This window comes from Pseudoalteromonas sp. McH1-42, assembly GCF_022347845.1.
Taxonomy (GTDB): Bacteria; Pseudomonadota; Gammaproteobacteria; order Enterobacterales; family Alteromonadaceae; genus Pseudoalteromonas; species Pseudoalteromonas rubra_D.
The window spans coordinates 1-24,983 of record NZ_JAKRFU010000024.1 but is presented as its reverse complement, the minus strand read 5'-3'; the positions used below and the strand labels follow the sequence as shown (position 1 = coordinate 24,983).

17 protein-coding genes and 1 tRNA gene are annotated in these 24,983 nt (G+C 49.2%); 10 read left to right on the top strand and 8 right to left on the bottom strand.

Features of this window, described 5'->3' with window-relative positions:
* Positions 1 to 21: 21 nt before the first annotated feature.
* Both MHN31_RS19480 and gorA read right to left on the bottom strand, forming a co-directional pair.
* Positions 22 to 195, bottom strand: a complete 174-nt coding sequence (locus tag MHN31_RS19480) for a hypothetical protein (RefSeq protein WP_239445104.1) — start codon at positions 193 to 195, stop codon at positions 22 to 24.
* Positions 196 to 438: 243 nt separating this feature from the next.
* Positions 439 to 1,797: a glutathione-disulfide reductase gene (gene gorA / locus MHN31_RS19475; RefSeq protein WP_239445103.1), complete on the bottom strand. Its 1,359-nt coding sequence runs from the start codon at positions 1,795 to 1,797 to the stop codon at positions 439 to 441.
* 253 nt (positions 1,798 to 2,050) lie between these two features.
* Between gorA and prlC the strand changes: the two genes are divergently transcribed.
* From prlC to MHN31_RS19445, 6 genes are all read left to right on the top strand, one after another.
* The gene (gene prlC, locus MHN31_RS19470) at positions 2,051 to 4,096 is read left to right on the top strand and encodes an oligopeptidase A (protein WP_239445102.1); all 2,046 of its coding nucleotides are present in this window, start codon (positions 2,051 to 2,053) and stop codon (positions 4,094 to 4,096) included.
* 159 nt (positions 4,097 to 4,255) lie between these two features.
* Entirely contained in the window at positions 4,256 to 5,395 is a 1,140-nt protein-coding gene (locus MHN31_RS19465; RefSeq protein ID WP_239445101.1) for a response regulator, read from the top strand.
* Positions 5,396 to 5,477: 82 nt separating this feature from the next.
* Entirely contained in the window at positions 5,478 to 6,233 is a 756-nt protein-coding gene (locus MHN31_RS19460; protein WP_239445100.1) for a class I SAM-dependent methyltransferase, read from the top strand.
* A 498-nt stretch (positions 6,234 to 6,731) separates the two neighbouring features.
* Positions 6,732 to 8,657 (top strand): methyl-accepting chemotaxis protein, encoded by a 1,926-nt coding sequence (locus MHN31_RS19455; protein WP_239445129.1) that lies wholly within the window; start codon positions 6,732 to 6,734, stop codon positions 8,655 to 8,657.
* 148 nt (positions 8,658 to 8,805) lie between these two features.
* A complete protein-coding gene (locus tag MHN31_RS19450; protein ID WP_239445099.1) occupies positions 8,806 to 9,813 on the top strand; it encodes a DUF4350 domain-containing protein in 1,008 nt (335 codons plus the stop codon).
* A 117-nt stretch (positions 9,814 to 9,930) separates the two neighbouring features.
* Positions 9,931 to 11,490 (top strand): bifunctional GNAT family N-acetyltransferase/carbon-nitrogen hydrolase family protein, encoded by a 1,560-nt coding sequence (locus MHN31_RS19445; RefSeq protein ID WP_239445098.1) that lies wholly within the window; start codon positions 9,931 to 9,933, stop codon positions 11,488 to 11,490.
* Positions 11,491 to 11,579: 89 nt separating this feature from the next.
* On the opposite strand, the gene MHN31_RS19440 is transcribed toward MHN31_RS19445, so the two are convergent.
* Together MHN31_RS19440 and MHN31_RS19435 are read right to left on the bottom strand one after the other, a co-directional pair.
* The gene (locus MHN31_RS19440) at positions 11,580 to 12,005 is read right to left on the bottom strand and encodes a hypothetical protein (protein WP_239445097.1); all 426 of its coding nucleotides are present in this window, start codon (positions 12,003 to 12,005) and stop codon (positions 11,580 to 11,582) included.
* 11 nt (positions 12,006 to 12,016) lie between these two features.
* The gene (locus tag MHN31_RS19435) at positions 12,017 to 13,825 is read right to left on the bottom strand and encodes a S8 family peptidase (protein ID WP_194866559.1); all 1,809 of its coding nucleotides are present in this window, start codon (positions 13,823 to 13,825) and stop codon (positions 12,017 to 12,019) included.
* 273 nt (positions 13,826 to 14,098) lie between these two features.
* Between MHN31_RS19435 and MHN31_RS19430 the strand changes: the two genes are divergently transcribed.
* Entirely contained in the window at positions 14,099 to 16,507 is a 2,409-nt protein-coding gene (locus MHN31_RS19430; protein ID WP_239445096.1) for a PAS domain-containing hybrid sensor histidine kinase/response regulator, read from the top strand.
* A 111-nt stretch (positions 16,508 to 16,618) separates the two neighbouring features.
* Here the strand turns inward: MHN31_RS19430 and MHN31_RS19425 are convergent, their stop codons facing one another.
* From MHN31_RS19425 to pepA, 3 genes are all read right to left on the bottom strand, one after another.
* Complete coding sequence (locus tag MHN31_RS19425; RefSeq protein ID WP_049863603.1) at positions 16,619 to 19,465, bottom strand: valine--tRNA ligase; 2,847 nt, start codon at positions 19,463 to 19,465, stop codon at positions 16,619 to 16,621.
* 23 nt (positions 19,466 to 19,488) lie between these two features.
* Entirely contained in the window at positions 19,489 to 19,935 is a 447-nt protein-coding gene (locus MHN31_RS19420; RefSeq protein ID WP_046004999.1) for a DNA polymerase III subunit chi, read from the bottom strand.
* 147 nt (positions 19,936 to 20,082) lie between these two features.
* On the bottom strand, positions 20,083 to 21,594 hold the full coding sequence (pepA, locus tag MHN31_RS19415) for a leucyl aminopeptidase (RefSeq protein WP_010383127.1): 1,512 nt from the start codon (positions 21,592 to 21,594) through the stop codon (positions 20,083 to 20,085).
* A gap of 231 nt (positions 21,595 to 21,825) precedes the next feature.
* On the opposite strand from pepA, the gene lptF reads away from it, so the two are divergent.
* Entirely contained in the window at positions 21,826 to 22,938 is a 1,113-nt protein-coding gene (gene lptF, locus MHN31_RS19410) for an LPS export ABC transporter permease LptF (RefSeq protein WP_239445095.1), read from the top strand.
* Complete coding sequence (lptG, locus tag MHN31_RS19405; RefSeq protein ID WP_125558180.1) at positions 22,935 to 24,005, top strand: LPS export ABC transporter permease LptG; 1,071 nt, start codon at positions 22,935 to 22,937, stop codon at positions 24,003 to 24,005. The genes lptF and lptG overlap by 4 nt, the downstream gene beginning before the upstream one ends.
* A gap of 65 nt (positions 24,006 to 24,070) precedes the next feature.
* Here lptG and MHN31_RS19400 read toward each other — a convergent pair whose 3' ends face one another.
* A complete protein-coding gene (locus MHN31_RS19400; protein WP_138536143.1) occupies positions 24,071 to 24,568 on the bottom strand; it encodes an RDD family protein in 498 nt (165 codons plus the stop codon).
* Positions 24,569 to 24,818: 250 nt separating this feature from the next.
* Here MHN31_RS19400 and MHN31_RS19395 point away from each other — a divergent pair.
* Positions 24,819 to 24,903: transfer RNA gene (locus MHN31_RS19395), tRNA-Leu, on the top strand.
* Positions 24,904 to 24,983: the final 80 nt, after the last annotated feature.

Sequence of the window (24,983 nt, the reverse complement as noted above, 5' to 3'; positions counted from 1 at the left end):
ATATTATTAGGACTAAATACCTTACCAATCAAGTTTGTCAGCAGCAGCTTTTAGGTTCTTCTTTGCATTCTCGAATGCAATCCTGTCTTTCTTTTTATGAATCGAAATTACGGAAGCCATCTTAGAGTTAGTAGGGGACGTGCTTACTTTGCCAACAACCCGAGATTCAGATACTTTTATATCAACAACACTCATTGCGCTTCACCTTGGGAAAAATCGAGCAGATTATACACAGACTACATGTGTTTTCAACATAAATGAAATGACGTTATGTTCTATATATATTAGTAAAAGAATCTAGGGGCTCAAATGAATTGTTCTCATTACTTCTAGCAAGGTAATTTTATGTAGAGATCACAATCTATCAAAAAAGGCAGTATAAGAAACGCGAGCTGTTGTAGCAGACTCGCGCTTTTATGTTATTGCTCACAAAGAGACTTATCTCATCGTCACAAACTCTTCAGATCCCGTTGGGTGAATAGCCACAACCGAATCAAAGTCGGCTTTGGTTGCGCCCATCTTCATGGCAACACCAAAGCCCTGGATCATTTCATCAACCGCGAAGCCGATGCCGTGCAGGCCAACGATTTTTTCGTCCTCACCGGCACACACCAGTTTCATTTTACAAGGCTGACGGTGCTGGGTCACAGCTGTATACATGGCCGCAAAGGTTGAGGTGTAGACCTTGATGTTGTCTTCACCGTATTGTGCAACAGCTTCTGGTTCGGTCAGGCCGATGGTGCCGATGGGCGGGTGACTGAAGACCACAGTCGGGACCAGGTTGTAGTCCATTTTAGCGTCAGGCATTTCCGGGTTAAACAGGCGCTCGGCCAGCATACGACCGGCTTTTACTGCCACCGGCGTCAGTTCAATGCCACCTTCCATGATGTCACCCAGCGCATAAATGCCAGACACTGAGGTGTTCTGGTATTCGTCTACTTTTACGTAGCCGCTGTCTGTGATGGCCACATCGGTGGCAGCCAGGTTGATTTTATCAGTCACAGGTTCACGACCGATGGCCCAGATCACTTGTTCAACTGTGTGTGACTCGCCGTTTTCCAGGTGTAAAGTGACGCTGCCGTCGTCGTTTTTGCTCAGCGACTTAGGCGTGCTGTGAGTGTGCAGGGTTGGCCCTTCTTTGTCCATTACCTCGGTGAGGGTGTCAATCAGGATAGGGTCAAAGTTGCGCAGCGGGGCATGTTTACGTACAAACAGGTGTGTGTCTGTACCCAGGCTGTGTAATACGCCCGCCAGCTCAACGGCAATATAGCCTGCGCCAATCACGGCCACGCTCTTAGGCTGTGCCTTAAGCTCAAAGAAGTCATTAGAATCAATGCCCAGCTCAGCGCCCGGAATATTCGGAATAGACGGGCGACCGCCTACGGCGATACAGATGTGGTCGGCGGTGTAGTGTTCGCCATTGACTTCAACCGTATTGTTATCAACGAATTTGGCAAAGCCATTGATCACAGTGACACCATTGCTGGCCAGGTATTTGTTATAACCCTGGTGGATGCGGCCAATGTAGGCTTCTCGGCTTTCAACCAGTTTGCCCCAGTCAAAGTCCTTCACCTCTACATCAAAGCCATAATCCGGTGCATATAGTTTAATGGCTTCGGCCACTTGTGCGCCATGCCACATGACTTTTTTGGGCACGCAGCCCACGTTTACACAGGTGCCACCCATGTGCTTAGCTTCGATAAGGGCGACTTTTGCGCCACGCATTGCTGCCCGGTTGGCCGAGGCAATACCACCACTTCCGCCACCAATGGCGATATAATCAAAATGTTGTGCCATGCTTTAATCTCTATAAATGCTGATAAATGGTCCTAGCTTAACACTATATCTGCCGGGGCAAAGTCTGGTGGGATGAATTTTTCCGATGATAGCCATCGCTTTTTCCGATGGTATGGTGATGTTGCACGTGACCAGAGAGTGTGACGTCTTAGGATGGCCCTGATTAATTTTTCTGGATTGACCGGGGAGCCTTGTTTTTTGTCAGAAAACACCCCAAATACATGAGATAAGCAAAGATCTACTGAGAGGCGTTATGACTAACCCGTTAATTGGCATGGAAGGCTTGCCACCGTTTTCACAAATTAAACCAGAACATGTTGTAGAGGCACTTAAGCAGGCAATCGCGCACTGTCGTGACACCATAGAGGGGGTGCTCAAAAACGATTCATATAGCTGGGAAAACCTGGTCTTGCCGCTCGAAGAGGCTGATGACAAACTATCTCGTATGTGGTCGCCGGTGTCGCACATGCACTCGGTTGTCAACAACGATGCTTTGCGTCAGGCCTATGATGCCTGCCTGCCGTTGATCTCAGATTACAGCACCTATGCCGGACAGCATCAGGGACTCTATGAAGCCTATAAATCTCTGAAAGAGTCTGATAGCTTTGCAGCACTGAGCACGGCACAGCAAAAAACCATCAACAATGCACTGCGCGACTTTCAGTTGTCGGGCATTGCCCTGGCCCCTGAGCAGCAAAAGCGTTACGGCGAGATCAGTGCTCGACTATCTGAGCTGGCAGCCAAGTTTGGTAACAATGTGATGGACGCCACTCAAGCCTGGACCAAGCATGTGACTGATAAAGCCGAATTGTCTGGCTTACCTGAATCAGCATTGGCACTGGCGGCTCACACGGCGCAGAGCAAAGAGCTGGAAGGCTGGGTATTTACCTTGGATATTCCGTCGTACCTGCCAGTAATGACCTATGCGGACAACCGATCGCTGCGAGAAGACATGTACCGTGCTTTTGTGACGCGTGCGTCAGATCAGGGCCCGAATGCCGGAGAGTTCGATAACTCAGAGATCATGCGTGAGGAGCTGGCTTTGCGTTATGAACTGGCGCAGTTGCTGGGCTTTGACAGTTATGCAGATAAATCACTGGCCACTAAAATGGCGCAGTCACCTGAGCAAGTATTTGCCTTTTTAAATGACCTGGCGGTGCATGCCAAGCCACAGGCAGAGAAAGAGCTGGCCGAGCTTAAAGCATTTGCAGAAAAAGAGCATGGTACCAATGAGTTGGCGGCATGGGACTACGGTTATTATGGCGAAAAGCTAAAACAGGCCAAATATGCCATCTCTGATGAGCTATTACGTCCTTACTTCCCGGCAGATACCGTACTCAAAGGCTTGTTTGAAACCGTTAACCGTCTGTTCGGTATTAAAGTCACAGAGGTTCAGGATTTCGATACTTATCATCCGGATGTGCGTTTTTTCGCTATTCATGATGCACAAGATACTTTGCGCGGCCATTTCTATCTGGACCTGTATGCCCGCGAACATAAGCGCGGCGGCGCCTGGATGGACGACTGCATGGGCCGTAAGGTACGTGCCAGCGGTGAGTTGCAAACACCGGTTGCTTATCTGGTGTGCAACTTCAACAAAGCGGTAGGCGATAAACCAGCGTTGTTCACGCACTACGAAGTCACGACGTTATTCCATGAGTTTGGTCATGGTATTCACCATATGTTGACTCAGGTCGATGCTGCACCGGTTGCAGGTATCAACGGGGTTGCCTGGGACGCGGTAGAATTGCCAAGCCAGTTCCTGGAAAACTGGTGCTATGAGGAAGAGGCGCTGGCCTTTATTTCTGGCCACCATGAGACTGGCGAGCCGTTACCTAAAGCATTGCTCGACAAACTGCTGGCAGCGAAAAACTTCCAGTCCGCGATGCAGATGCTGCGTCAGCTGGAGTTCTCTTTGTTTGATTTCCATATTCACAGCGATTTTGATGCAGATAAACCGTGTCAGATCCAGCAAACGCTGAATGCCGTTCGCGAAAAAACAGCGGTTGTAAAAGCGCCGGAGTTTAATCGCTTCCAGCACAGCTTTAGCCATATTTTTGCTGGTGGTTACAGCGCAGGTTACTACTCCTATAAGTGGGCTGAAGTACTCTCAGCGGATGCATTCTCCCGGTTTGAAGAAGAGGGGATTTTCAATCGCCAGACCGGTGCGGACTTTATGCAGCATATTCTGGAGAAGGGCGGCTCAGAGGAGCCAATGGCTTTGTTTACCCGTTTCCGTGGTCGTGAGCCAAGTGTAGACGCACTGCTGCGTCACAGTGGTATCGAAAAAGCGGCATAATCGCCCTTATGCTGGTGGCGTTTTGAACATCTGTTCCCCGCGTGCCACCAGCGCCGACTCAAAAACACCACATAAGTACTTTGTGTGGTGTTTTCCATTCGCAAATTAGACAGTTCACGCTATGCTGTTCTAAAGAACAAACCTTGTAGGGAATGCTGCATGAGCAATCTAGTACTGGCCATTGACGACGATAAACTGGTACATCACATTGTTGAACAATCTTTACTGCACAGCTGCAAAGTCATCCATGCCTACAGTGGCGAAGAAGGGCTGGAAATGGCAGCACAGCAGCGCCCGGATATTATTTTACTCGATATTGAAATGCCAGGCCCTTCGGGGTTTGAGGTGTGTGAGCGACTCAAAGCCAACCCTCAGTTGTGTGATATCCCGGTGATGTTCTTATCTTCCAAAAGTGCTACCTCTGAGCGCATGCGAGGCTATAACGCCGGTGGTGCCGACTACATTGTCAAACCCTTCGACAGCGATGAAATGCTGGCCCGTATTAAAGTACTCGATGAGTATCGCCGCCAGTCACTTAAGCTGAAGCAGGATGTTCAGAAAGCGCAAATCACGGCCGAAATTGCTATGTCGGATTCGGGTGATATGGGCCGCATTATGCGATATGTCGGCCAGTCTTATCATGCCCATGACCTGAATACGCTGTCGGAGTATTTCTTTGAGTTTTTTGTGCCTTTGCAGCTGCAGGTTGCCGTCGCATTTTGGTACCACGACAGTGAAGTGTTTTATTCTCAGGAGGGCGCTATTCAGCCTTTGGAGCAGGAGCTACTCGAAAAACACCGTGATGGCGACCGGTTTGTCGATTTTGGCCGTCGTACCATTATTAACTATCCCAAAGTCTCACTGCTGATCAAAAACATGCCAACCGATGATGTGGGCTTGTACGGACGTTACAAAGATCTGCTACCGCATATACTGGAAGCCACCAATGCCAAAATCAAAGATATGGAGGTCAGCGAAGTCGCCCTCACTAAAGTGGAGCAAATTGGTCTGGCATTTGAAGAGCTGAGCGATCAGCTGGGCGAGGTGGCCACAGCGTATAATGACAAACTGAGCCAGTTTTCTGACTATGTGAGTGACGGGCAGGCCAATGGCAAGCAGGCTGAAGTAAAGCAGTTGTATGAGCACTTTTCACTGATCAATGATGACTTTTCGATTATCCGCTACAAGCTGGGAGAAATCACAGAAGTACGCCATGAACTTATCCAGAGCCTTAACCAGATGGCCAAACCCTGGAGCGAGGAAGATGTGCCCGCCCAGACCGACATTGAGCTGTTCTAATCCGTTCAGGCGCAGACACAAAGATTTCATAACCGGGATGATCCAGATATAATCTCCGCGTTACTATTTGCGGAGCCTGCTGTTGATCATCCACACCCCTTTTGCCGAAAACCGACCTTATCTTGAGCGTATAGAGCAGCAGTTTGCGTTGCACGACTGGCAGCAGGCCAATCCTAATTTTCGTCTGACTTATGATGAAGCGGGTTTGCAGCTGCTAAAACTGGATGAGCCAAAGCTTGGTGGCATACGGGTAGACTTTGTCACCGGCGCCAGTGCACACCGTCGTAAGTTTGGCGGTGGTAAAGGGCAGGCCATTGCTAAGGCGGTGGGGCTGAATAAAGGTGCAACCCCAGTGGTACTTGATGCAACCGCTGGACTGGGACGCGATGCCTTTGTACTGGCTGCGTTGGGTTGTGAAGTAATATTGCATGAACGCCACCCGGTGGTGGCTGCCTTGTTGTTTGACGGTCTGGAGCGGGCCTATCAGGATAGTGAAATCGGCAGCTGGATGCAGCAAAATATGCGGATGATCTTTGGTTCCAGTCATGACTTGTTAGCGCAAAGTGCGTTAAACCCGGACGTTGTTTATCTGGACCCCATGTTTCCGCATCGTGAGAAATCCGCCCAGGTTAAAAAAGAAATGCGGGTGTTCCAGTCTCTGGTGGGAGGAGATGCCGACGCCGATGCCTTATTGCCATTCGCTTATGCACTGGCCACCAAACGGGTCGTGGTTAAACGCCCGGATTATGCGTCTTTCCTGAACGAGCAAAAACCCAGTATGCAGATAGAAACCAAAAAGAATCGTTTTGATGTCTATGTCAAAGCCGCGATGAAGTAGCGCTATGTGCGCTTAACTTTTGTGTCTAGCACTCATCCCGCATTGGATGCGGGTACTGCTTAACGGCCAATCGGCAAGCCTGCTCTTCATTCATTCATTGCATTAAGTGCAGTCACCCTGTATTTGATGTGGGACCCGCCAAAAGGCAACTTGGGAGTTGGCCTTTCGCTCATTGATTGCAATCAGCCCGGTCACCCGGGTGTTAGCCGGACAACCTTTGGCTTATGTGTGGCTAAAACACAAGCTGAAAATAGAAGAAGCTCCCCCCCCGTTTTGTGCTAAAAATGGGCTTTTAAAGCAAAAGTAGAGTCTGAAATTGACCATTCTGAACAGGCTGTCATCTGTATGAAGTAAAGTTCCTGTAAAAGGTAGAGAGTTCTCCTACGCCAAAAGTATGTTTTTAAAATCGCCTGGCTACTTTCTGAGCAATCTACATCAAATTGTCATAAAACATTAATAGTCTACGCCCGAATTTGAATCAATATGGCTGTAGTATCTATGCGTGTTTCTACCTTTACCCGGCTGCTTGCTGTGTTACTGGCCCTGGCCAGTATCGTGCTGGCTGCCACTCTGTTTTGGGCCAGTCAGGTCTTTAGTGAATTAGACAAACAAAACAACGCCTATGTTACGCTGAAAAACACCATACTGATCGATTTAGCCGGTACGATCGAAGATTATCTGAGCAGTGGCGACAGCCAGGAGCTCAGTAAAGCCAGCGGACAAATAGCGCAACTTAAACAACAGCAATTGACAGCGTTGCCTTCAACCCTTGCCAGCGATATGACCAGCCAGCTTGATGCACTCGATGCGGACATCAATGGCAAGTATCGCGCGTTGGGCAAGCTGTCGGGCAATGAAATGGCATTACTGGACAATGCCATCAGGCAGATGTCAGGCTCGGCGTCATCATTAATGAGCTACACGGCCAAAGCCCCTGAACATCCGATAGCACCGCGCTACTATGCACTGGCTTCAGACTATTATGGTGAAGTGACTAACCTGAGCATTTACACCTACCAGCTCGTGATCCATTTTGAACAGCAAACACGTCAGAACCTGATGAACAGCGTGCGTCGCCTTCAGGATCTGGCGCAACAAATCGATCGCCTTGGCAATCTGGGCGTAATGAGTGAAATTGATGAAGATGAGCTGTTCCTGGGTGCGGAAGCTGAAGATCTGGCTTTAGAGATTAAGGCTGAGCTAATCAGCTGGCCCAAACGGTTTAGTCGCGATCTGGAAAATACCCTGGCCCAGGCCGAGCAGCGCCAGCAGGGGATGGCGCAATTAAGAGGTGATATTAAGGACATTTCGGCACTGGTACTGAGTGCGGAAGTAGCACTACAAGCCGAGCAGAATTCACTGAAGAAAAACGTGTTTACTATCTTTGGTGTGGCGATCGGCTTGCTGGTGCTATTGGCCATTGCCGTTTACATCGTCCAGTTTAGCCAGGTACTGACGCCACTGCGCCAGTTACGTAATGGTTTTGCGTTCCTGATAGAGAGCAATGAGCTGAAAAATATCGACAGCCAGAATGCCAATACCGAAATCGGTGAAATCGCCAGTTACTTTAACCAACTGATTGAACGTCAGCGCGGTGAAGCCGAGGAGCGAGAGCAAATGCTGGCGGTGATCAATGACTTTATGCAGGATATGAACACCAACCTGGCCAGTATCAGCGAACTGGCTGAGACCACCTCAACACAGGTGGAGCAAAACCAGGACCAGCTGGATGAGATTAAAGCGCTGGGTCTGGAAGCCAGCGAAATCAACCAACAGGTATCAGATAATGCGGGTGAAACTTTCTCTGCGATGAAACAGAGTGTCGGTTACGCTGAATCGATGCTAAGCGCAAGTTCCAGCACACAACAACGGGTTGAGCAAGGCTTGTCCAGCCTTAATGAGCTACTCAATGGCGTTGCCGATGTGGGCAAAGTGATCGAAATGATCCGCACCATTGCGGAACAAACCAATTTGCTGGCGCTGAACGCCGCCATTGAATCTGCGCGTGCGGGTGAACATGGACGCGGGTTTGCTGTGGTGGCCGATGAGGTACGTAAGCTGGCGCAACAAACGCAGGATTCACTCTCTGACATCAATGAACAACTGAATATTCTCAGCGATAACTCAAGCAAAGTGTCTTCACAGATCAGCGCACTGGCTGATGAAGCGCAGCAACAGACCGAGCATGCTCAGGAGTTAAAGGGGAACTCTGAAGGCGTCGCGGAGCGCGCGCAAAGTGCCAGTCAGGTTGCTGAGCATGCCATGGAACTGGCACAGCAGCAAAGTACATTGGTTGATAACTTCAGTAGCGCAATGGCCACGATGAAGCAGCAGGTGAATGGCTCTAACCAGCAGGTACGTGACATTCAGCACAGCTTGCAGGAGCAAATGGCCAAGATCCGTGAGAGTATCGGGATTCGATAATCGTTGCGGTCACTGAGTTAACTTATCTGCTCGCCTGACGTGTTGTCTGCATTAAGCGAGCAGAAGCTCTGGCTGTTCTTTTCTGGTAAGTCGCCGGATCTTTGTTAATACTTGCCAATGCATGATGGAAAAGTAAGGACAGCACACAATGACTTGGCTAGCCAAAGCGCTGACAGCGGGCATGTTCACCGTGAGCGTTGGATTGGGCATGATTGCCTGTACTGACAGTACCCAGCAGGGCGACCCGGACTTCACACCCCAAAATACTGAACAGCGTTTCTCAGCAGATAATAGCCCATTGGTGTTGTTTGATGAGGCACACCATAACTTTCTGACTATGCATGGCCGCTATCGGGCCTTCACTCAGGTATTGCAAAGTGATGGGTATACTGTGAAAGCCCGCAGTCAGCCTTTCAGTACGACACACTTAAACCAGGCCGATATCCTTGTCATAGCCAATGCGCTGGACCGTCACCGCACAGACTGGAGTCCCCCCTTTGGTCAGGCGTTTACAGCAAAAGAGGTGAGCGCCGTCATTAGCTGGATAGAGCAGGGCGGATCGCTGTTTTTAGTGGCAGATCATACACCGTTTCCTCGCGTGATCGATAATCTGACGACAGCGCTGGGTGTTGAGTTCAGTCATGGCCATGTGGGCGAAGCGCAGTTTAGCACCGCTGATAATACCCTCGCACAACATGCCATCACACTGGCTGTGGTGCCCGCACTGAGAACCTTGCCCGGCGCGGTGTCTATGACCGGGTTTGGCGTAACAAGTGCGGTTGGTGGGGTTGCATCAGCCGCGGCAGAGCAATCAACAGGTCAAATCGAGCAGGTGCGCTCCTTTGGCGGGTCGGCATTCAAAGTACCACAAGGTGCTGTTTCGTTACTGACGCTTGGCCCAGGTAAGATAGCGGTGACACCAGAGATCCCCTTTCAGATCACAGCCGACAGTCCTCGTGTGGATGTCGCAGGCTGGAGCCAGGGCGCCGTATTCGAGTTTGGGAAAGGCCGCGTTGCGATATTTGCAGAAGGCATGATGTTCTCCTCTCAGGTTGATAGCAAAAGTGGCAAAAAATATGGTCTGGCGTCTCCCGGTGCCGAGCACAACGAGGGATTTTTACTGAATGTGATGCACTGGCTGGCCCGTGCTGAGTAAACCAGAACACGCTCATCTTTGCTGCGCCAATTTGTGCGCTTATTTTGCAGCGACTATCTTTAATTAAGGTGGTCGTATAACACCGTAAACAGTGAATATTGCAAAGCAGGAGCCACAATGAGCGACGGTAATTTAACGGAGAACTTTGAACATAAACTCAATCTGCGTAGCCTGGAGGCTGATGACTACAAGGACCTTAAAGAGGTCATGGCCATTGTCTATCCAGACTTAGGCGGGGCTCCTTCAGAAAAACAATTTAAGGCTCAGCTCTCTAGTTTTCCAGAAGGCCAGATCTGTATTGAGGACCATGGTAAAGTCGTCGCTGCTGCATTCTCATTGATTGTGGATTACGACAAGTTTGGCGATCATCACACCTATGAGGAGATCACCGGCGATGCCTATCTGACCACCCATGACCCACTCGGTGACGTGTTGTACGGCGCAGAAGTCTTTGTGCATCCCGATTACCAGGGCATGCGCCTGGGGCGGCGGTTATATGAAGCCAGAAAAGAGCTCTGCCAGAGTCTCAATCTTAAATCGATTGTGGCAGGCGGGCGTATTCCCAACTATCAGCACCATGCCAGTGAGATGTCGCCACAGAAGTATATTGAACTGGTCAAAAAGAAAGAAATTTACGACCCCATTTTGAGCTTTCAACTGTCCAATGATTTTGAGGTCAAACGGGTGCTCAACAAATACCTGCCTGAAGACAAAGAATCAAAAGGCTACGCCACTTTGCTGGAATGGACTAATCTTTACTATGAACGCAATGAAGTGCCGCTGTTTGGTGCGGTGAAGAAGTCGGCCCGGGTAGGCTGTGTGCAATGGCAAATGCGGCCACTGCATTCCGTGGAAGAGCTGACACAGCATGTGGAGTTTTTTATCGATGCCCTGGCTGATTATCAATGTGATCTGGCGCTGTTACCTGAGCTTTTTAATGCGCCTCTGATGGGCATTGAAGCGCACGAAAACTCACTGGATTCAATCAAAGCGCTGGCTGAGTTCTCGACAGAAGTGGTGGAGGCGATTTCGCATCTGGCGGTGAGTTATAACATTAATATTATCGCCGGCTCCATCCCGGTGATTGAAGACAAAGCCCTCTACAATGTGTCCTATTTCTGCCGTCGTGATGGCACCATTGAATCGCAAACCAAGATCCACCCGACTCCCTATGAAAAAAGTGCCTGGATCATGCAAGGTGGCGACAGTCTGAACGTGTTTGACACCGATTTTGGCAAAATTGGCATCCTCATTTGTTATGACGTGGAATTCCCTGAACTGGGGCGGTTACTCTCAGAGCAGGGCATGCAGATCTTGTTTGTCCCCTTCTGGACAGATACCAAAAATGCTTATTTGCGGGTACGCTGTTGTGCCCAAGCCCGCGCCATAGAAAACGAATGCTATGTGGTGACGGCAGGCAGTGTGGGTAACTTACCTAAGGTCGATGGCGCAGATATCCAGTACGCCCAGTCTGCGGTGTTCTCGCCCTCAGATTTTGCATTTCCTCACGATGCCACTATGGCCGAAACCACCCCCAACACAGAGATGACTCTGATAGTCGATTTGGATCTGGAGAAGTTACACGAGTTGCGTCACGAGGGCTCCGTCAGAAACTATCTGGACAGAAGACGGGACCTGTATCGAATTAACTGGCTGGGCGAACAAAAAGTTAAGTGATTGGGATGGGCGCATGTGATGAACATGCGCTGAGACTATGGCTGCTCAGAAGAGCTACCCAGCACCTGAGTGCTGGGTTTGTATACCCGCTACTCTGACTCCAGGCCCTCGATATCAATACCAAATTGGGTGCTGGTCACCCCTGCCAGGCCCTCGATATGGGCTTTAAAGGCACTGAGCTCTGTACCAGGTTGTGCTGCGAAGATGGCACGATTGGCCCGGACATAAACCAGTTCCAGGTTATGTGCCGCAGCAAATTCCTGTGCATTGATGAGCGGCTCCAGTTCTGCAACCACTTCACCGGTTAAAATGTAGGTGGTGCCGGTTTTCGCATCTGTGATTGCTACACCTGTTAGCAGGTGCTCACTGGCAGACAAATAACTTTTTCCATTGAGCGTCACGCTATGGCTGAGTGTCGCACTGAGCGGTTGTGCTTCATACACTTCGTTACTGGATGCACTGGCAGTTGAAATTCCGCAGGCAAGTAATGCGGTGGTGAGTAAGTATTTTTTCATGTCAGTACTCCTTATTTACGACCGATGAAGCGAATGTCCCACGACTTCAGCAGGCCATTGTCTGAATTGTTTCTGTGCACCATGTTGACGTTGGGCGCACCAGCTGCACGCGGGTCGAAAACATAGAATTCGTCCTGAGCTGCTGTATCGATGACACGCAGGGTCCATTCACCTTGTGCCTGCTCACCATAGAAGTGATGTGTCAGCATTTGTGTATTTTCCATGCCGTTTTGTCCCAGGATGGTGCCTGTGCGTGGTGTCATGATCACACTGCGCGTACCTGATGGAGAAATCAGTTCAATGGCTAAATCTCTTGTGCTGGTGTGGTCGATGTTAACACGTACCTGAATGGCATCGACTGTCATCACTTCTGTTGACTGATAAGTGCTTGATACACCGTTGATATCGCCATCTGGAATGGCACTGTTGGCTGTCACTGCAAAGCGTTCAGTTTGTGTGAACTGACCCAGCTGTTGGTCATAGAAGCGCGCCATGTTGACGGCTGCGTCAACGTCTACTGCACCGAAGCCATAGAAGTTATGGAAGGCATAGCCTGCAGCGTTGGTTTGCCAGGCGTCAATGGCCTGATAGCTGACCGTGTCACCTTGCGCAGTTTCAAACGACAGTGCCACACCGGCGTTATCCGGATCGATTTGTCTGGCGGTGCTGGCCAGTATGTGACGCACATCTTGCCAGCTCAATGCCGGGTTGGCAGACATGATCAGGGCAATGGCACCCGCGGCGCTTGGGGCCGCCGAAGACGTCCCGTTGAAGCGCGCGCCATAATCACAGTTCGGATCTAATGGATGGCCACCATGTAAGTCATTGCGACCATAAGCCGGGTTGTAGCCAGCATCACAGCCGGTCAGATCGGTCGTGACCATTGCCGGGGTATAGACACCATATTGACCGCCCGTGGCTGATACGAATACTGCCGAACCAACGGTGGAGTATGAAGACAACTGGCCATCGGCGTTGTAGGCCGACACAACCATATTCCAAAATGAGGTATCCATTTGCTCCAGGTTGACGTTCTGTAAAGGCAGGCCATGGTTGTTGTTTTCAAAGCGCAGATAGCCGGAGCCAAAACGAGGATCTGTAAAAGTTTGTCTGGCGTAGCCATTACCCGCAGATTTGACGAACAGGGCACCACGTCCACCATGGGTGGTACGAGTGATCTCTTCCTGGGCATCTTCATAGGTTTTCAGCCAGGGATCGACTGTGTAGTCAAAGCTGTCTGGTGCAGACATAGTGCGGCCATAGCTTTGGTTAAAAATTCTCGGAAAATCAAAAGAATGTTTATTATAGCCATCTGAGTACATGCCGTGCGATTGTAGCCAGTTCGCGGTATTGTAGTTGCCTGATGAGATCAGGTTAAAGCCCACAATACCGGCGCGTGGTGCGATACCTCGTCCACCAATGCCGTTAAAGGCACTGGCAGCAATGATCCCGGCAACCGACGTGCCGTGACGATCTGTGGGGCCACCAGGGACCAGATCCGGTGTATCAGTGGTAAAGTTCCATGAACCAGGGCGCACGTTGTCGCGCAGATCCGGGTGGGTTAGCTCTACGGCGCCATCGATCACCGCGGCTGTCACACCTGTGCCCAAAATGCCCAGCGCATGGGTTAGTGACAAGTTCATGTCTTCACCGGCTTTACCACCTCTGTCAGAGAATGCTGCCTGACCTGTATTTTGCAAATGCCACTGATGAGAGACCAGCGGATCGCCAGGCATTAGTGGATAGTCGTTAGCCGAGACGGCTAAGCTGTGGGTAGCAGCAATACAGGCTGCCAGTATTGTGAGCTTAGTTCTTATCATAAATTAGTTTCTTCTTATTTACATTTGTACCTGTTGTTTTATGTACCCTATATTGTCACATTTGAAAATGCAAGGTTGCATTTTGTTTTTATAATGGGGTTTTTTATTTGTTTTTTTGTTTGTTTTGACTAGTTGGTGTGGATTTTTACTGCAATCGCAAATGAGGATGCTGGAACTGCACCTGGCTGATCTAGCCAATGCAAAAACACTCTGGCTTTATCATCCGTTTTTTTTCGCCTACATTATTAGCATGAACACTTCTACGACTTCAGTATGGCTAAATTACCGGATGTAAATATTTTGGACGGAACACCACAATTAGATGCTGAACCCGCGCAGTTTCCGCGCAGTATGAGTGAAACTGAGTTGCTCCAGTTTCTGAAGTTGTCAATGGAGTATGCGACCGATGAAATCTTATGGATAAGTTCTGACTCTGAAATCCTGTATCTCAATAGTGCTGCAAGTAAAAAACTGGGTTATGCAAAAGGTGAACTGATTGGATCGCACATTTGGGAGTGTAACCCCAGTTTCACGCCAAAAATCTGGGCTGAGTTTTGGCTGAGGGTGCAGAGTAACAAGCACATCGATTTCGAAACTCAACATCAGCATAAAACTGGCGCGCGTATTCCTGTCAGGGTTCGTGGACATTTGGTTGAACATGGCGCTAAGAAGTCTTTGCTGGCATTTGTCTCTGATCTTGAAGTCCGTATGCATACATTGGGCGGGGCCAGTATGCAGATTGAAACTTTGCTCGAACAAGAAAGGCAAAAGTTTGCGGAGTTTGTTGATCTTGCACCGATTGGTATCGCCATTAACTATCTGGAAGATGGCCGGTTCGATTATATCAACGCAGAATTTAGTCGTTTTACGGGGTACGGTATTGATGAACTAAATCAGATGGATTACTGGCAACTCACGCCAAAGAAATATGCAGATCAAGAAGCTAAGCAACTTGCTGACATGGCAGAAACGGGGCGTTATGGCCCATATCAGAAAGAGTATATTCATAAGCTAGGGCACACCTATCCCGTATTGTTATCAGGTATCCTGATAACCGATGTCACTGGACAGGGTTTTATCTGGTCCATTGTTCAGGACATTTCAAAACAAAAAGAAGTGGAAGAGCAAATTCGTGCAGCTAAGGAAAAGGCAGATGTCAGTGCATTTAGAATGCAATTAGCGAATGATTCTGCCGGGATAGGTGTATGGGAGTGGGATTTGCTGACCAATGCACTGGTATGGGATGACTGGATGTATAGGTTGTATGGTATCTCGGAAGAGACATTCTCAGGTGCTTATGAAGCCTGGGAGAATAGTGTTCACCCTGACGATATTGCCTCAGCTAGAGCTTTACTTGAATCGGCAATCGCAGGAACAGGTTACTACGATACTGAGTTTAGAGTGGTCCATCCCGATGGGCGGGTAAGAACCATGAAAGCGACAGCTGAGGTGATCCGAAATGAGCAAAATCAGGCCGTTAAGGTCATTGGTGTTAACTATGATATCACTGAAAAAGTGACTGCCATGAAAACCATGATTAAGGCTAAGCAAGAAGCGGAAAACGCAGCTAAAGCTAAAAGTGATTTTCTTGCCAATATGAGCCATGAGATCCGGACGCCGATGAACGCCATATTGGGCGGGCTGCAATTGCTTCATCAAGCCAGGTTGGAACCTGATTTAAAAGTTATCTTGGACAATGCGGCTTTTTCGGCTCAAAGCTTGCTGACAGTTATCAATGATATTCTGGATTATTCTAAAATTGAGTCTAATCAGTTAACGCTGGAGCAGATACCTTTTTCGTTGATTGATGTGTTGGATTCAGTGAAGTATGACCTGGATAGTATTGTAAGTAAAAAAGGCATTGAATTGATTGTGACCATTGAGCCGTCATTTACAGACGGCTGGCTGGGCGATCTTGTCAGAGTCAAACAGGTGTTGCTCAATCTTATCTCTAATGCGGTGAAATTTACGGATCAGGGCTGTGTTAAAGTGATTGTGAGCTGCACAGAGCAGAATAACCAACAGGCGCTCTGTATTGATGTGATTGATTCAGGGATAGGGATGAGCGTAGAAGCTCAGCAGCGGATTTTTGAGCGTTTCTCTCAAGCAGATAGTTCAACTACACGAAAATATGGTGGAACAGGTTTAGGGATGTCTATTACGCTGAGCCTTGTTAAGTTAATGAATGGCTCTTTGGATTTAATCAGTAAAGTGGGAGAGGGCACCCAAATTAAGGTTGTATTACCCCTGGAGAAAACAGTACTTAAATCGAGTGGCCAAAAAAGTGAATCGTTATCGCCGCCAGATTTGACGGGGAAACACATTTTAGTTGCCGAGGATAATAAGATTAACCAAATGTTGATCAAGGCAATTTTAAAAAGTACACAGGCAGCACTGACAATTGTCGAAAATGGCACTCAGGCTGTCGACGCGGTAATGCATACTCACTTTGATTTAATACTGATGGATATTCACATGCCAGAAATGGATGGCAACGAAGCGCAGCGTCAAATTAGAAAGAGTCATGCGGACATGCCTGTTATTGCACTGACTGCGAATGTGATGACAGAAGATGTGAAAGGGTATTTGGCACAGGGATTTGTGGCGCATGTTGGCAAGCCTATAGATATGAATAATCTATATCAGGTGTTAGCGCGTTTTTCGACCTCTTCAGAGCCGTGAGCCGATATGATTACGTAAGTAGCACGCACTATGGGTTGTAAAAAAGAAGCCGCTTAGCGGCTTCTTTTTTATACTTAACTCTGAGCCAGATAACTGACTCTGGCTAAAAGCTTACAGGCTTTCGATTTTGGCTTTTTGCTCAAGCAACTTAGCTTTGGCGTCGCTGTACTCGGCCAGCTTGGCCTTTTCTTTATCGAGTACCGCAGCAGGGGCGTTGTTGACGAACTTCTCGTTTGCCAGCTTTTTCTCAACCTGTGCCAGGCCTTTTTCTGCTTTTTCCAGCTGCTTGGCGATACGGGCCATTTCGGCTTCGACATCAATCAGACCCGCCATAGGGATCATGATCTCAAGGTCGCCAATAAAGGCGGTAGCGGACGCCGGGGCATCGTCTTTGCTTGCCAGTACCTTGATGTCTTCCAGTTTAGCCAGTGAGCTCAGGAACGCCTGGTTGTCGTCAAGACGGCGTTGATCCTGCTCAGACACATTGGCCAGCAACACGCTAAGTGGTTTGCTTGGACTGATGTCCATCTCACCGCGAATGTTACGGATAGCCAGAATGAACTGCTTAACCCACTCCAGGTCTTCCATTGCTTGTGTATCTACCTGTTCGGCATCAAACTGTGGGAAGCGCTGCAGCATGATGGTGTTTGCTTCGATACCAGCCAGAGGTGCAACACGCTGCCAGATGGTTTCTGTGATATAAGGCATCAGCGGGTGCATCAGACGCAGCAGGCCTTCCAGAACCGTGATCAGGGTGTGACGTGTACCACGTTGTTGCGCTTCGTTGCCCTTGAACAGAATTGGCTTAGTCAGCTCCAGGTACCAGTCACAGAACTGGTTCCAGGTGAACTCGTAAATGGTGTTCGCGGCCAGGTCAAAGCGGTAGTTGTCCAGGTGCTCAGTGAAGGTTTTCACTGTGTTCTGGAACTGACCCAAAATCCAGCGATCTGCCAGAGACACCTGCATCTCGCCACCGTTGAAACCACAATCCTGCTCTTCGGTGTTCATCAGCACGTAACGGCTGGCGTTCCATAGCTTGTTACAGAAGTTACGATACCCTTCCAGACGGTTCATATCCCAGTTGATATCACGACCGGTTGAGGCCATGGCAGCCAGGGTAAAGCGCAGTGCATCGGTGCCGTGTGCTTCAATGCCATCAGCAAAAGTTTTACGGGTGTTCTTTTCAATCTTTGCGGCCAGCTGCGGCTGCATCATGTTGCCGGTACGCTTCTGAACCAGGCTTTCCAGATCGATACCATCGATCATATCCAGCGGATCCAGCACATTACCTTTGGACTTAGACATCTTGTCGCCATTTTCGTCACGGATCAGACCGGTCACGTAAACGGTTTTAAATGGCACCTGAGGCTTGCCTTGGTCGTCTTTCACAAAGTGCAGTGTCATCATGATCATACGGGCAACCCAGAAGAAAATGATGTCGAAACCAGTCACCAGCGTGTCTGACGGATGGAACATCTTCAGATCGTCAGTATTTTCTGGCCAGCCTTGGGTTGAGAAGGTCCACAGCGCAGAAGAGAACCAGGTATCCAGTACATCATCGTCCTGGCTCAGAACGACATCGTCTGCCAGGTTGTTGTCGCGGCGTACTTCGGCTTCATCGCGTCCAACGTAAACATTACCTTCGTTGTCGTACCAGGCCGGGATACGGTGTCCCCACCATAGCTGACGAGAAATACACCAGTCCTGAATATCGCGCATCCAGGAGAAGTACATGTTTTCGTACTGTTTAGGCACGAACTGGATGTCACCGTCTTCTACGGCTTTGATTGCCGGCTCAGCCAGTGGTGCAACGCGTACATACCATTGGTCAGTCAAAAGTGGCTCAATGACCACACCAGAGCGGTCACCGTAAGGGACAGTCAGGCTGTGGTCGTCGATTTTTTCCAGCAGGCCAGCTTGTTCAAACTCATCAACAATCAGTTTGCGGGCATCGAAACGGTCAAGACCATGGAAGCGCTCAGGCAATGGCGCATCCAGCTCCAGTGGCTTGCCATCAAAGGTGAAGGTTTCGCCTTCGCTCAAAATCGCCGCATCTTTGTTGAAGACGTTGATCATGGGCAGCTGATGACGCTTACCGACTTCGTTATCGTTGAAGTCGTGCGCTGGTGTGATCTTCACACAGCCAGTGCCTTTTTCCATGTCTGCGTGCTCGTCGGCAACGATTGGGATACGACGGTTGACGATTGGCAATAAGATCTCTTTGCCGATCAGGTCCTGATAACGCTCATCATCCGGGTTGACTGCCACACCGGTGTCGCCCAGCATGGTTTCCGGACGCGTTGTTGCCACTACAATGTAGTCTTTGCCGTCTTTGGTTTTTACACCATCAGCCAGCGGGTAACGCAGGTTCCACATGTGGCCCTGCTTGTCTTTGTTTTCTACTTCCAGATCAGAAATCGCGGTGTGCAGTTTCGGATCCCAGTTAACCAGGCGCTTACCGCGGTAGATCAGGTCGTCTTTATATAAACGGACAAAGACTTCTTTCACTGCTTCAGACAGGCCGTCGTCCATAGTAAAGCGCTCACGATCCCAGTCTACCGATGCACCCAGGCGACGAAGCTGTTTTGTAATGGTACCACCCGACTCGTTTTTCCACTGCCAGATACGGTTGATAAATTCTTCGCGGCCCAGGTCGTGACGGGTTTTGCTTTCTTCAGCGGCCAGTTTACGCTCAACAACCATTTGGGTTGCGATACCTGCGTGGTCTGTTCCCACCTGCCATAAAGTATTTTTGCCCTGCATACGCTGGTAGCGGATCAGGGTGTCCATGATGGTGTCCTGGAAGGCGTGGCCCATGTGTAGGCTACCCGTGACATTCGGTGGTGGGATCATGATCGAATAGGCATCGCCCTGACCTGATGGCTTAAAGTAGCCATTCTCTTCCCAGCCTTGGTACAAAGACTGTTCGATATCTTGCGGATTATAGGTTTTATCCATTACACAGAACCTTAAAAAATACTTTAGTTGTCAATTTCTTTGGTTGAAATTTCAGCGCCGAGCTGACGCAGTTGCATGAACCGCTGGCGTGCCGCGTGTTTGGCATTGCTTTCAACCGGCACAAAATCGTAGATCTTGTCGAATCGGCGCACAAAATCTGGCAGCTGTTGTGCCAGATTAATTAAAATGGTGCGTCTGCCAACAGGTGGCATCTGGCCGATCTCGACCGGTGCGCCCCCTTTGGGGCCTTCGCCTTGCAGGTTGTGAGGCACAAAGCTGTCGGCCTCAAAACACCACAAGTGCTCGTCAACCGCATGGGCATCTTCAACGCTGTCTACGTAAATAAAGACACGTTGTCCGGCGCGGTACAGCTTTGCGGCGCTGCGTGCGGCGAGATCAAAATGAGCCGGCACTGGCTTGCCCGGCTCATTGTCCTGCTTTAATACAAAAAAGCGTGCGTTGATGGTCATGACATGTGGTTTTCTAGCTAGCGAAACGCCTTGCCATAAGGGGAAAGCCTGTAAATGACACAGCGTTCAAAATAAAGCCGCATTCTGACACAGAATACGGCTATCATCAATCAACGTGGTGCGTGACATCGGCTGTCACAGCATGAATTAGTCCTGAGGTTGCTCAGTCACGTCCACGCGGTTAAGCAGGTATTGCATTAACATAGGGACCGGACGACCGGTTGCACCTTTGTTGGCACCACTGCGCCAGGCTGTTCCTGCGATGTCCAGGTGTGCCCAGTTGTACTTCTTGGTGAATTTAGACAAGAAGCAGGCGGCGGTAATCGTCCCGGCAGGGCGGCCACCCAGGTTGGTGAAGTCGGCAAACGGGCTCTTCAGTTGTTCCTGATAGTCATCCCACAATGGTAGTTGCCATGCGCGGTCACCACTTTGCTCAGACGCTTTAAGTAAGTCATGCGCCAGCGGATTGTGGTTCGACAACAAACCGGTTGCATGATGGCCCAGGGCGATAATACACGCACCCGTCAGGGTTGCCACGTCAACGACCACTTCTGGCTCAAACGCTTCAACATAGGTTAATGCATCACACAGGACCAGTCGGCCTTCTGCGTCGGTATTGAGTACTTCAACCGTCTGACCAGACATAGTGGTCAGGATGTCACCCGGGCGATAAGCATTGCTGCTCGGCATGTTTTCACAGCCAGCCAGCACGCCGATGACATTCAGTGGCAGCTGCATTTGCACGACGGCGCGCATCAGGCCCAGTACGCCGGCGGCGCCACCCATGTCGTATTTCATCTCGTCCATGCCTTCGCCTGGCTTGATAGAAATACCGCCAGAATCAAATGTCAGGCCTTTACCAACGAACACGATAGGCGCTTGCTTTTGCGGGGCACCGTTATAGTGGATCACCGACATCACGGATTCATTGTCACTACCGCGACCAACTGCCAGATATGAGTGCATACCCAGCTCTTCCATTTCCTTTTCGCCAACCAGATTAACCGTGACGTTGTCGAATTCATCGGCTAATGCCTGAGCCTGCTCACCTAAGTAGCGAGGATTGCAAATGTTTGGTGGCATGTTTGCCACGTCTTTACATAAAGTGGCACCAGCTGCGATGGCCAGTCCATGCTCGATGGCGCTTTCGCCAATTGGCAATTCACGGCGTGTTGGTACGTTAAAAACAATTTTACGTAGTGGACGACGTGCTTCGCTCTTTTTGCTTTTCAGCTGATTAAAGGTGTAAAGGCTGTCCTGAGTGGTTTCGACGGCCTGGCGAACTTTCCAGTAAGTATCGCGTCCTTTAACGTGCTGTTCAGTCAGAAAGCAAACGGCTTCCATTGAACCTGTGTCATTTAAGGTGCTGATGGTTTTGGCGATGATCTGTTTGTATTGTTTGTCGTCTAGCTCACGCTCTTTACCACAGCCCACAAGTAGCACACGTTCACTCAATACGTTTGGTACATGGTGAAGTAAAAGCACCTGGCCGGGTTTACCTTCTAGGTCTCCGCGGCGCAGCAGATTAGAAATATACCCTTCGCTGATTTTATCCAGCTGCTCCCCTACGGGTGAAAGGCGGCGTGGTTCGTATACGCCGACAACAATACACGCACTGCGTTGTTTTTCTGGGCTACCACTTTTTACGCTGAATTCCATTGCGACTCCTGAGTCAATGTGCTGTCTTTTTTGAACTTTTTATGCCTCAGCCACTCCATTTCTAGGTGCTGAACTAAAAAACGGCTAACTGACGCGTGCATTTGGCGCTTTAGCCTGTTGCTTTAGTAGGATATTTGGATCCGATGGCATATAATAAAGTGATTAAAATAACCAGTTTACTCAAAATTTCCTACTATTCCAGTGAAATGAGACGTTTTATAGGGGCGGACATTGCTTATTTTTCGATATCTGACTGCTGAGATATTAAAATCTCAGGTCGCCGTTTTTATGACCCTTATGACCATCTTCATCTCGCAGAAGTTTGTCCGGATATTGGCTGAGGCCTCAGGTGGCAGCATTCCGGGAAAACTTGTTATGTCTTTTCTGGCCCTAAACTTACCTAAGCTGGCGGTATATATCCTGCCATTAAGCTTATTTTTGGGCATTATCCTCGCCTATAGTCGGGTCTATGCTGACAGCGAAATGACAGTGCTTAAAGCGTGCGGCGTCAGTGAATGGTATGTCGTGCGCGTGACTTTGGTGTCCAGTTTTGTGATTGCGTTGATGGCTGCTGTGCTGAGCTTATATCTGGCGCCCTGGGCTGGTGAAAAAGAAAATCAGCTGCGCGAACAAGCCAATGCAGAATCCGGGCTCAGTCAGATCCGGGCCGGGCGCTTCCAGCAAACGGGCAATGAAAAGGCGGTGGTATTTGTCCACAACACCAGTGATCAGGGCAAAGAGCTACATCGAGTGTTTGTTGCTCAGTTACCCGATCGCGATTCAAATCAGGCTGCACGTATCGTGTTTGCTCAGAATGGCCGGGTTGTTGAAGAGGGAACCGGTGAGCAGCAGCTGGTGCTCAGTGAGGGAAAACGATTCGAAACCGACGGTTTCAGTCAGGCGCTGAACAAAACTGAGTTTAGCAGCTACCAGGTGCAGATCCGTGAGCAGGAAATTGAACAGCGACGTCGTAAGCTTGAAGACTTGCCCTCGTCCAGCCTGCTGCAAATGGGCACACCCGAGGCCATTGCCCAGTTCCAGCTACGTTTATCTGTACCAATTTCTATTATTTTGCTGACCTTACTGGCGGTTCCGCTGAGTGTGGTGAACCCCAGACAGGGTAAGTTTGCCAAACTGGTTCCGGCGATTTGTATCTATCTGGGTTACTTTATCATGCTCAATGCGGGTAAATATCTGGTCGCCGAAGGTAAGGTACCAACCTCGGTTGGCTTGTGGTGGATCCACTTGTGTGTGTTATTTATTGGTGCTTACCTGATAGCCAAAGGGCGGCCTTTTGGTGTTTGGGTGCGCGCTATGCTGTTAAAACGGGAGCCACAACAATGATGAAAACCCTGGATTGGTATCTCGGGCGCAGCATTTTACAAACCACAGGCTTTGCCTTGTTGGTGTTTGTGGGGATCAATACCTTAATCAAGTTTATTGAACAGTTACGCTCTGTGGGTCGTGGCACCTATGATGTCATGGATGCGTTGTTGTTCACGCTTTACAGCATGCCCAGTGATATTGTGGTGTTCTTTCCAATGGCGGCGCTGATTGGTGGCCTGACCGGGCTTGGGGCTTTGGCTTCGAGCAGCGAATTAGTGGTGATGCAGGCTGCGGGGATGTCGCGATTACAGATCATTGGGTCGGTGATGAAATCGGCAATTGTGCTGGCATTATGCATGATGGCATTGGGTGAGTGGGGCGCGCCACAGGCCGAAAAAACGGCTAAACAACTGCGTAATCAGGCCATTAATGGTGGTGAGGTGTTTGAGGCGCAGCAGGGCGTGTGGGCCAAAGATGGCAGTAATTTTATTAATATTGCCAACATCGAAAAATCCGGCAATCTGCAAAATATCAATATTTATCATTTCGATGATGATCTTAACCTGCTGAAAATCACCCGCGCTAAGTCAGGTACTGCAACTGATGATGGTTGGCAGCTTAAAGCCATTGAGGAAGTGACCATTGAAGAGCAACAGATCACTACGCAATACGCTCAGACACTTAATTATGCATCACAGCTGACGCTGGACCGACTGGACGTGGCTTCGGTAGAACCAGACGCATTGTCTTTCTCTGGATTGTGGTCGTATTTGCAGTATTTGAAGCAAAATGAGCAGGACACCAGTAACTATGAACTGGCGTTGTGGCGCAAAGTGATGCAACCGGTGACGATTGCAGTAATGCTGCTGGTAGCCCTGTCTTTTATCTTTGGGCCACTACGTTCTGTGAGTATGGGCGCGCGTATTATCATGGGGGTGATCACCGGGCTTATCTTCCACCTGAGTAACGAGATTTTTGGTCCAATCGTTATGGTGTATCAGATCCCGCCGGTCGTGGGAGCTGTGATGCCCAGCGTCTTATTTACCGCCACAGCGTTTTATCTTCTTAACCGCCAACGCGGGTAAGAAAGAGGATGAAAACAAAAAAGCCTGACTGAGTCAGGCTTTTTTGTTGCAATGCTATGGCCTTTTTAATCCAGGCTGTCGTAAATACGTTTGTTCTCTTCTTTGCTCAGCACCACGACTTCAGTGCCACAAATCATATCTTGCAGAGCGCGTTTGTGTTTAAAGTCGAGCAATACCAGCAGGTTACCCAGCCCCAGCAATGCACATAAGGCCCGTGCACAAGCTCTTGGCCAGCCGAGTAACTCACCATCTGGCGTTTGTACTTTCAGTCGCCAGGCGCGCATGCCAATGGTTTGGCCGCTTTTAACCCAAAAGTAAGCAAAAAACAGCACAGATACGGCAATCAGCACAAATCCGCGGAAAAATGACAACAGAGGAGAGGCCTGGATCAGCGCTGACACGTCTTCATGGTTTCCTTGTGAGATCCAGCCCAAAGAGATAAAGCCTTCAATTATCAATAAAAAAACCACCATGGATAGCATTGCAAATGCAATCACAACCAGACCATCATAGATCAGAGATGCAAGACGACGGGTTAAGCCCGCACGGGGAAACGAAGCCATTTAGTTCACTCATTAAAGCCGAAATATGACTTATTCTACCTGATTTTTAATCTAACACTAAAAAACCCGACTAGTTTTAAGCGACTGTTCATTTACCAAGCACTTAAACGACGTTTTGTAAAAAATGCTTGCTACCCTCCCGCCAATTTGTATAATGCTGGGCATAGAGACGAAGGCATATAAAACAAAGCCTAAGCTCAAAGTGGTTTTTCTTTATTTTCTCTTGGTTAGAAGATTAAAGAAAAATTATGCCAGTGTGATGGAATTGGTAGACATGACGGATTCAAAATCCGTTGCCTTCGGGCGTGGCGGTTCAAGTCCGCCCACTGGTACCACTTTTTATAACCCAGCTTTTTAGCTGGGTTTTTTTATGCCTGAATTTTAATGTTTAGCCGAGTGTGGTGTCGGACTTGAG

What these genes read in the sequence shown, in the direction of transcription:
- MHN31_RS19430 (WP_239445096.1), top strand. Translation starts at nt 14,099, where the DNA reads ATGGCTAAATTACCGGATGTAAATATTTTGGACGGAACACCACAATTA.
- MHN31_RS19480 (WP_239445104.1), bottom strand. Translation starts at nt 195, where the DNA reads ATGAGTGTTGTTGATATAAAAGTATCTGAATCTCGGGTTGTTGGCAAA.
- MHN31_RS19455 (WP_239445129.1), top strand. Translation starts at nt 6,732, where the DNA reads ATGCGTGTTTCTACCTTTACCCGGCTGCTTGCTGTGTTACTGGCCCTG.
- MHN31_RS19440 (WP_239445097.1), bottom strand. Translation starts at nt 12,005, where the DNA reads ATGAAAAAATACTTACTCACCACCGCATTACTTGCCTGCGGAATTTCA.
- gorA (WP_239445103.1), bottom strand. Translation starts at nt 1,797, where the DNA reads ATGGCACAACATTTTGATTATATCGCCATTGGTGGCGGAAGTGGTGGT.
- lptG (WP_125558180.1), top strand. Translation starts at nt 22,935, where the DNA reads ATGATGAAAACCCTGGATTGGTATCTCGGGCGCAGCATTTTACAAACC.
- MHN31_RS19400 (WP_138536143.1), bottom strand. Translation starts at nt 24,568, where the DNA reads ATGGCTTCGTTTCCCCGTGCGGGCTTAACCCGTCGTCTTGCATCTCTG.
- pepA (WP_010383127.1), bottom strand. Translation starts at nt 21,594, where the DNA reads ATGGAATTCAGCGTAAAAAGTGGTAGCCCAGAAAAACAACGCAGTGCG.
- MHN31_RS19435 (WP_194866559.1), bottom strand. Translation starts at nt 13,825, where the DNA reads ATGATAAGAACTAAGCTCACAATACTGGCAGCCTGTATTGCTGCTACC.
- MHN31_RS19420 (WP_046004999.1), bottom strand. Translation starts at nt 19,935, where the DNA reads ATGACCATCAACGCACGCTTTTTTGTATTAAAGCAGGACAATGAGCCG.
- MHN31_RS19450 (WP_239445099.1), top strand. Translation starts at nt 8,806, where the DNA reads ATGACTTGGCTAGCCAAAGCGCTGACAGCGGGCATGTTCACCGTGAGC.
- prlC (WP_239445102.1), top strand. Translation starts at nt 2,051, where the DNA reads ATGACTAACCCGTTAATTGGCATGGAAGGCTTGCCACCGTTTTCACAA.
- MHN31_RS19465 (WP_239445101.1), top strand. Translation starts at nt 4,256, where the DNA reads ATGAGCAATCTAGTACTGGCCATTGACGACGATAAACTGGTACATCAC.
- MHN31_RS19445 (WP_239445098.1), top strand. Translation starts at nt 9,931, where the DNA reads ATGAGCGACGGTAATTTAACGGAGAACTTTGAACATAAACTCAATCTG.
- MHN31_RS19425 (WP_049863603.1), bottom strand. Translation starts at nt 19,465, where the DNA reads ATGGATAAAACCTATAATCCGCAAGATATCGAACAGTCTTTGTACCAA.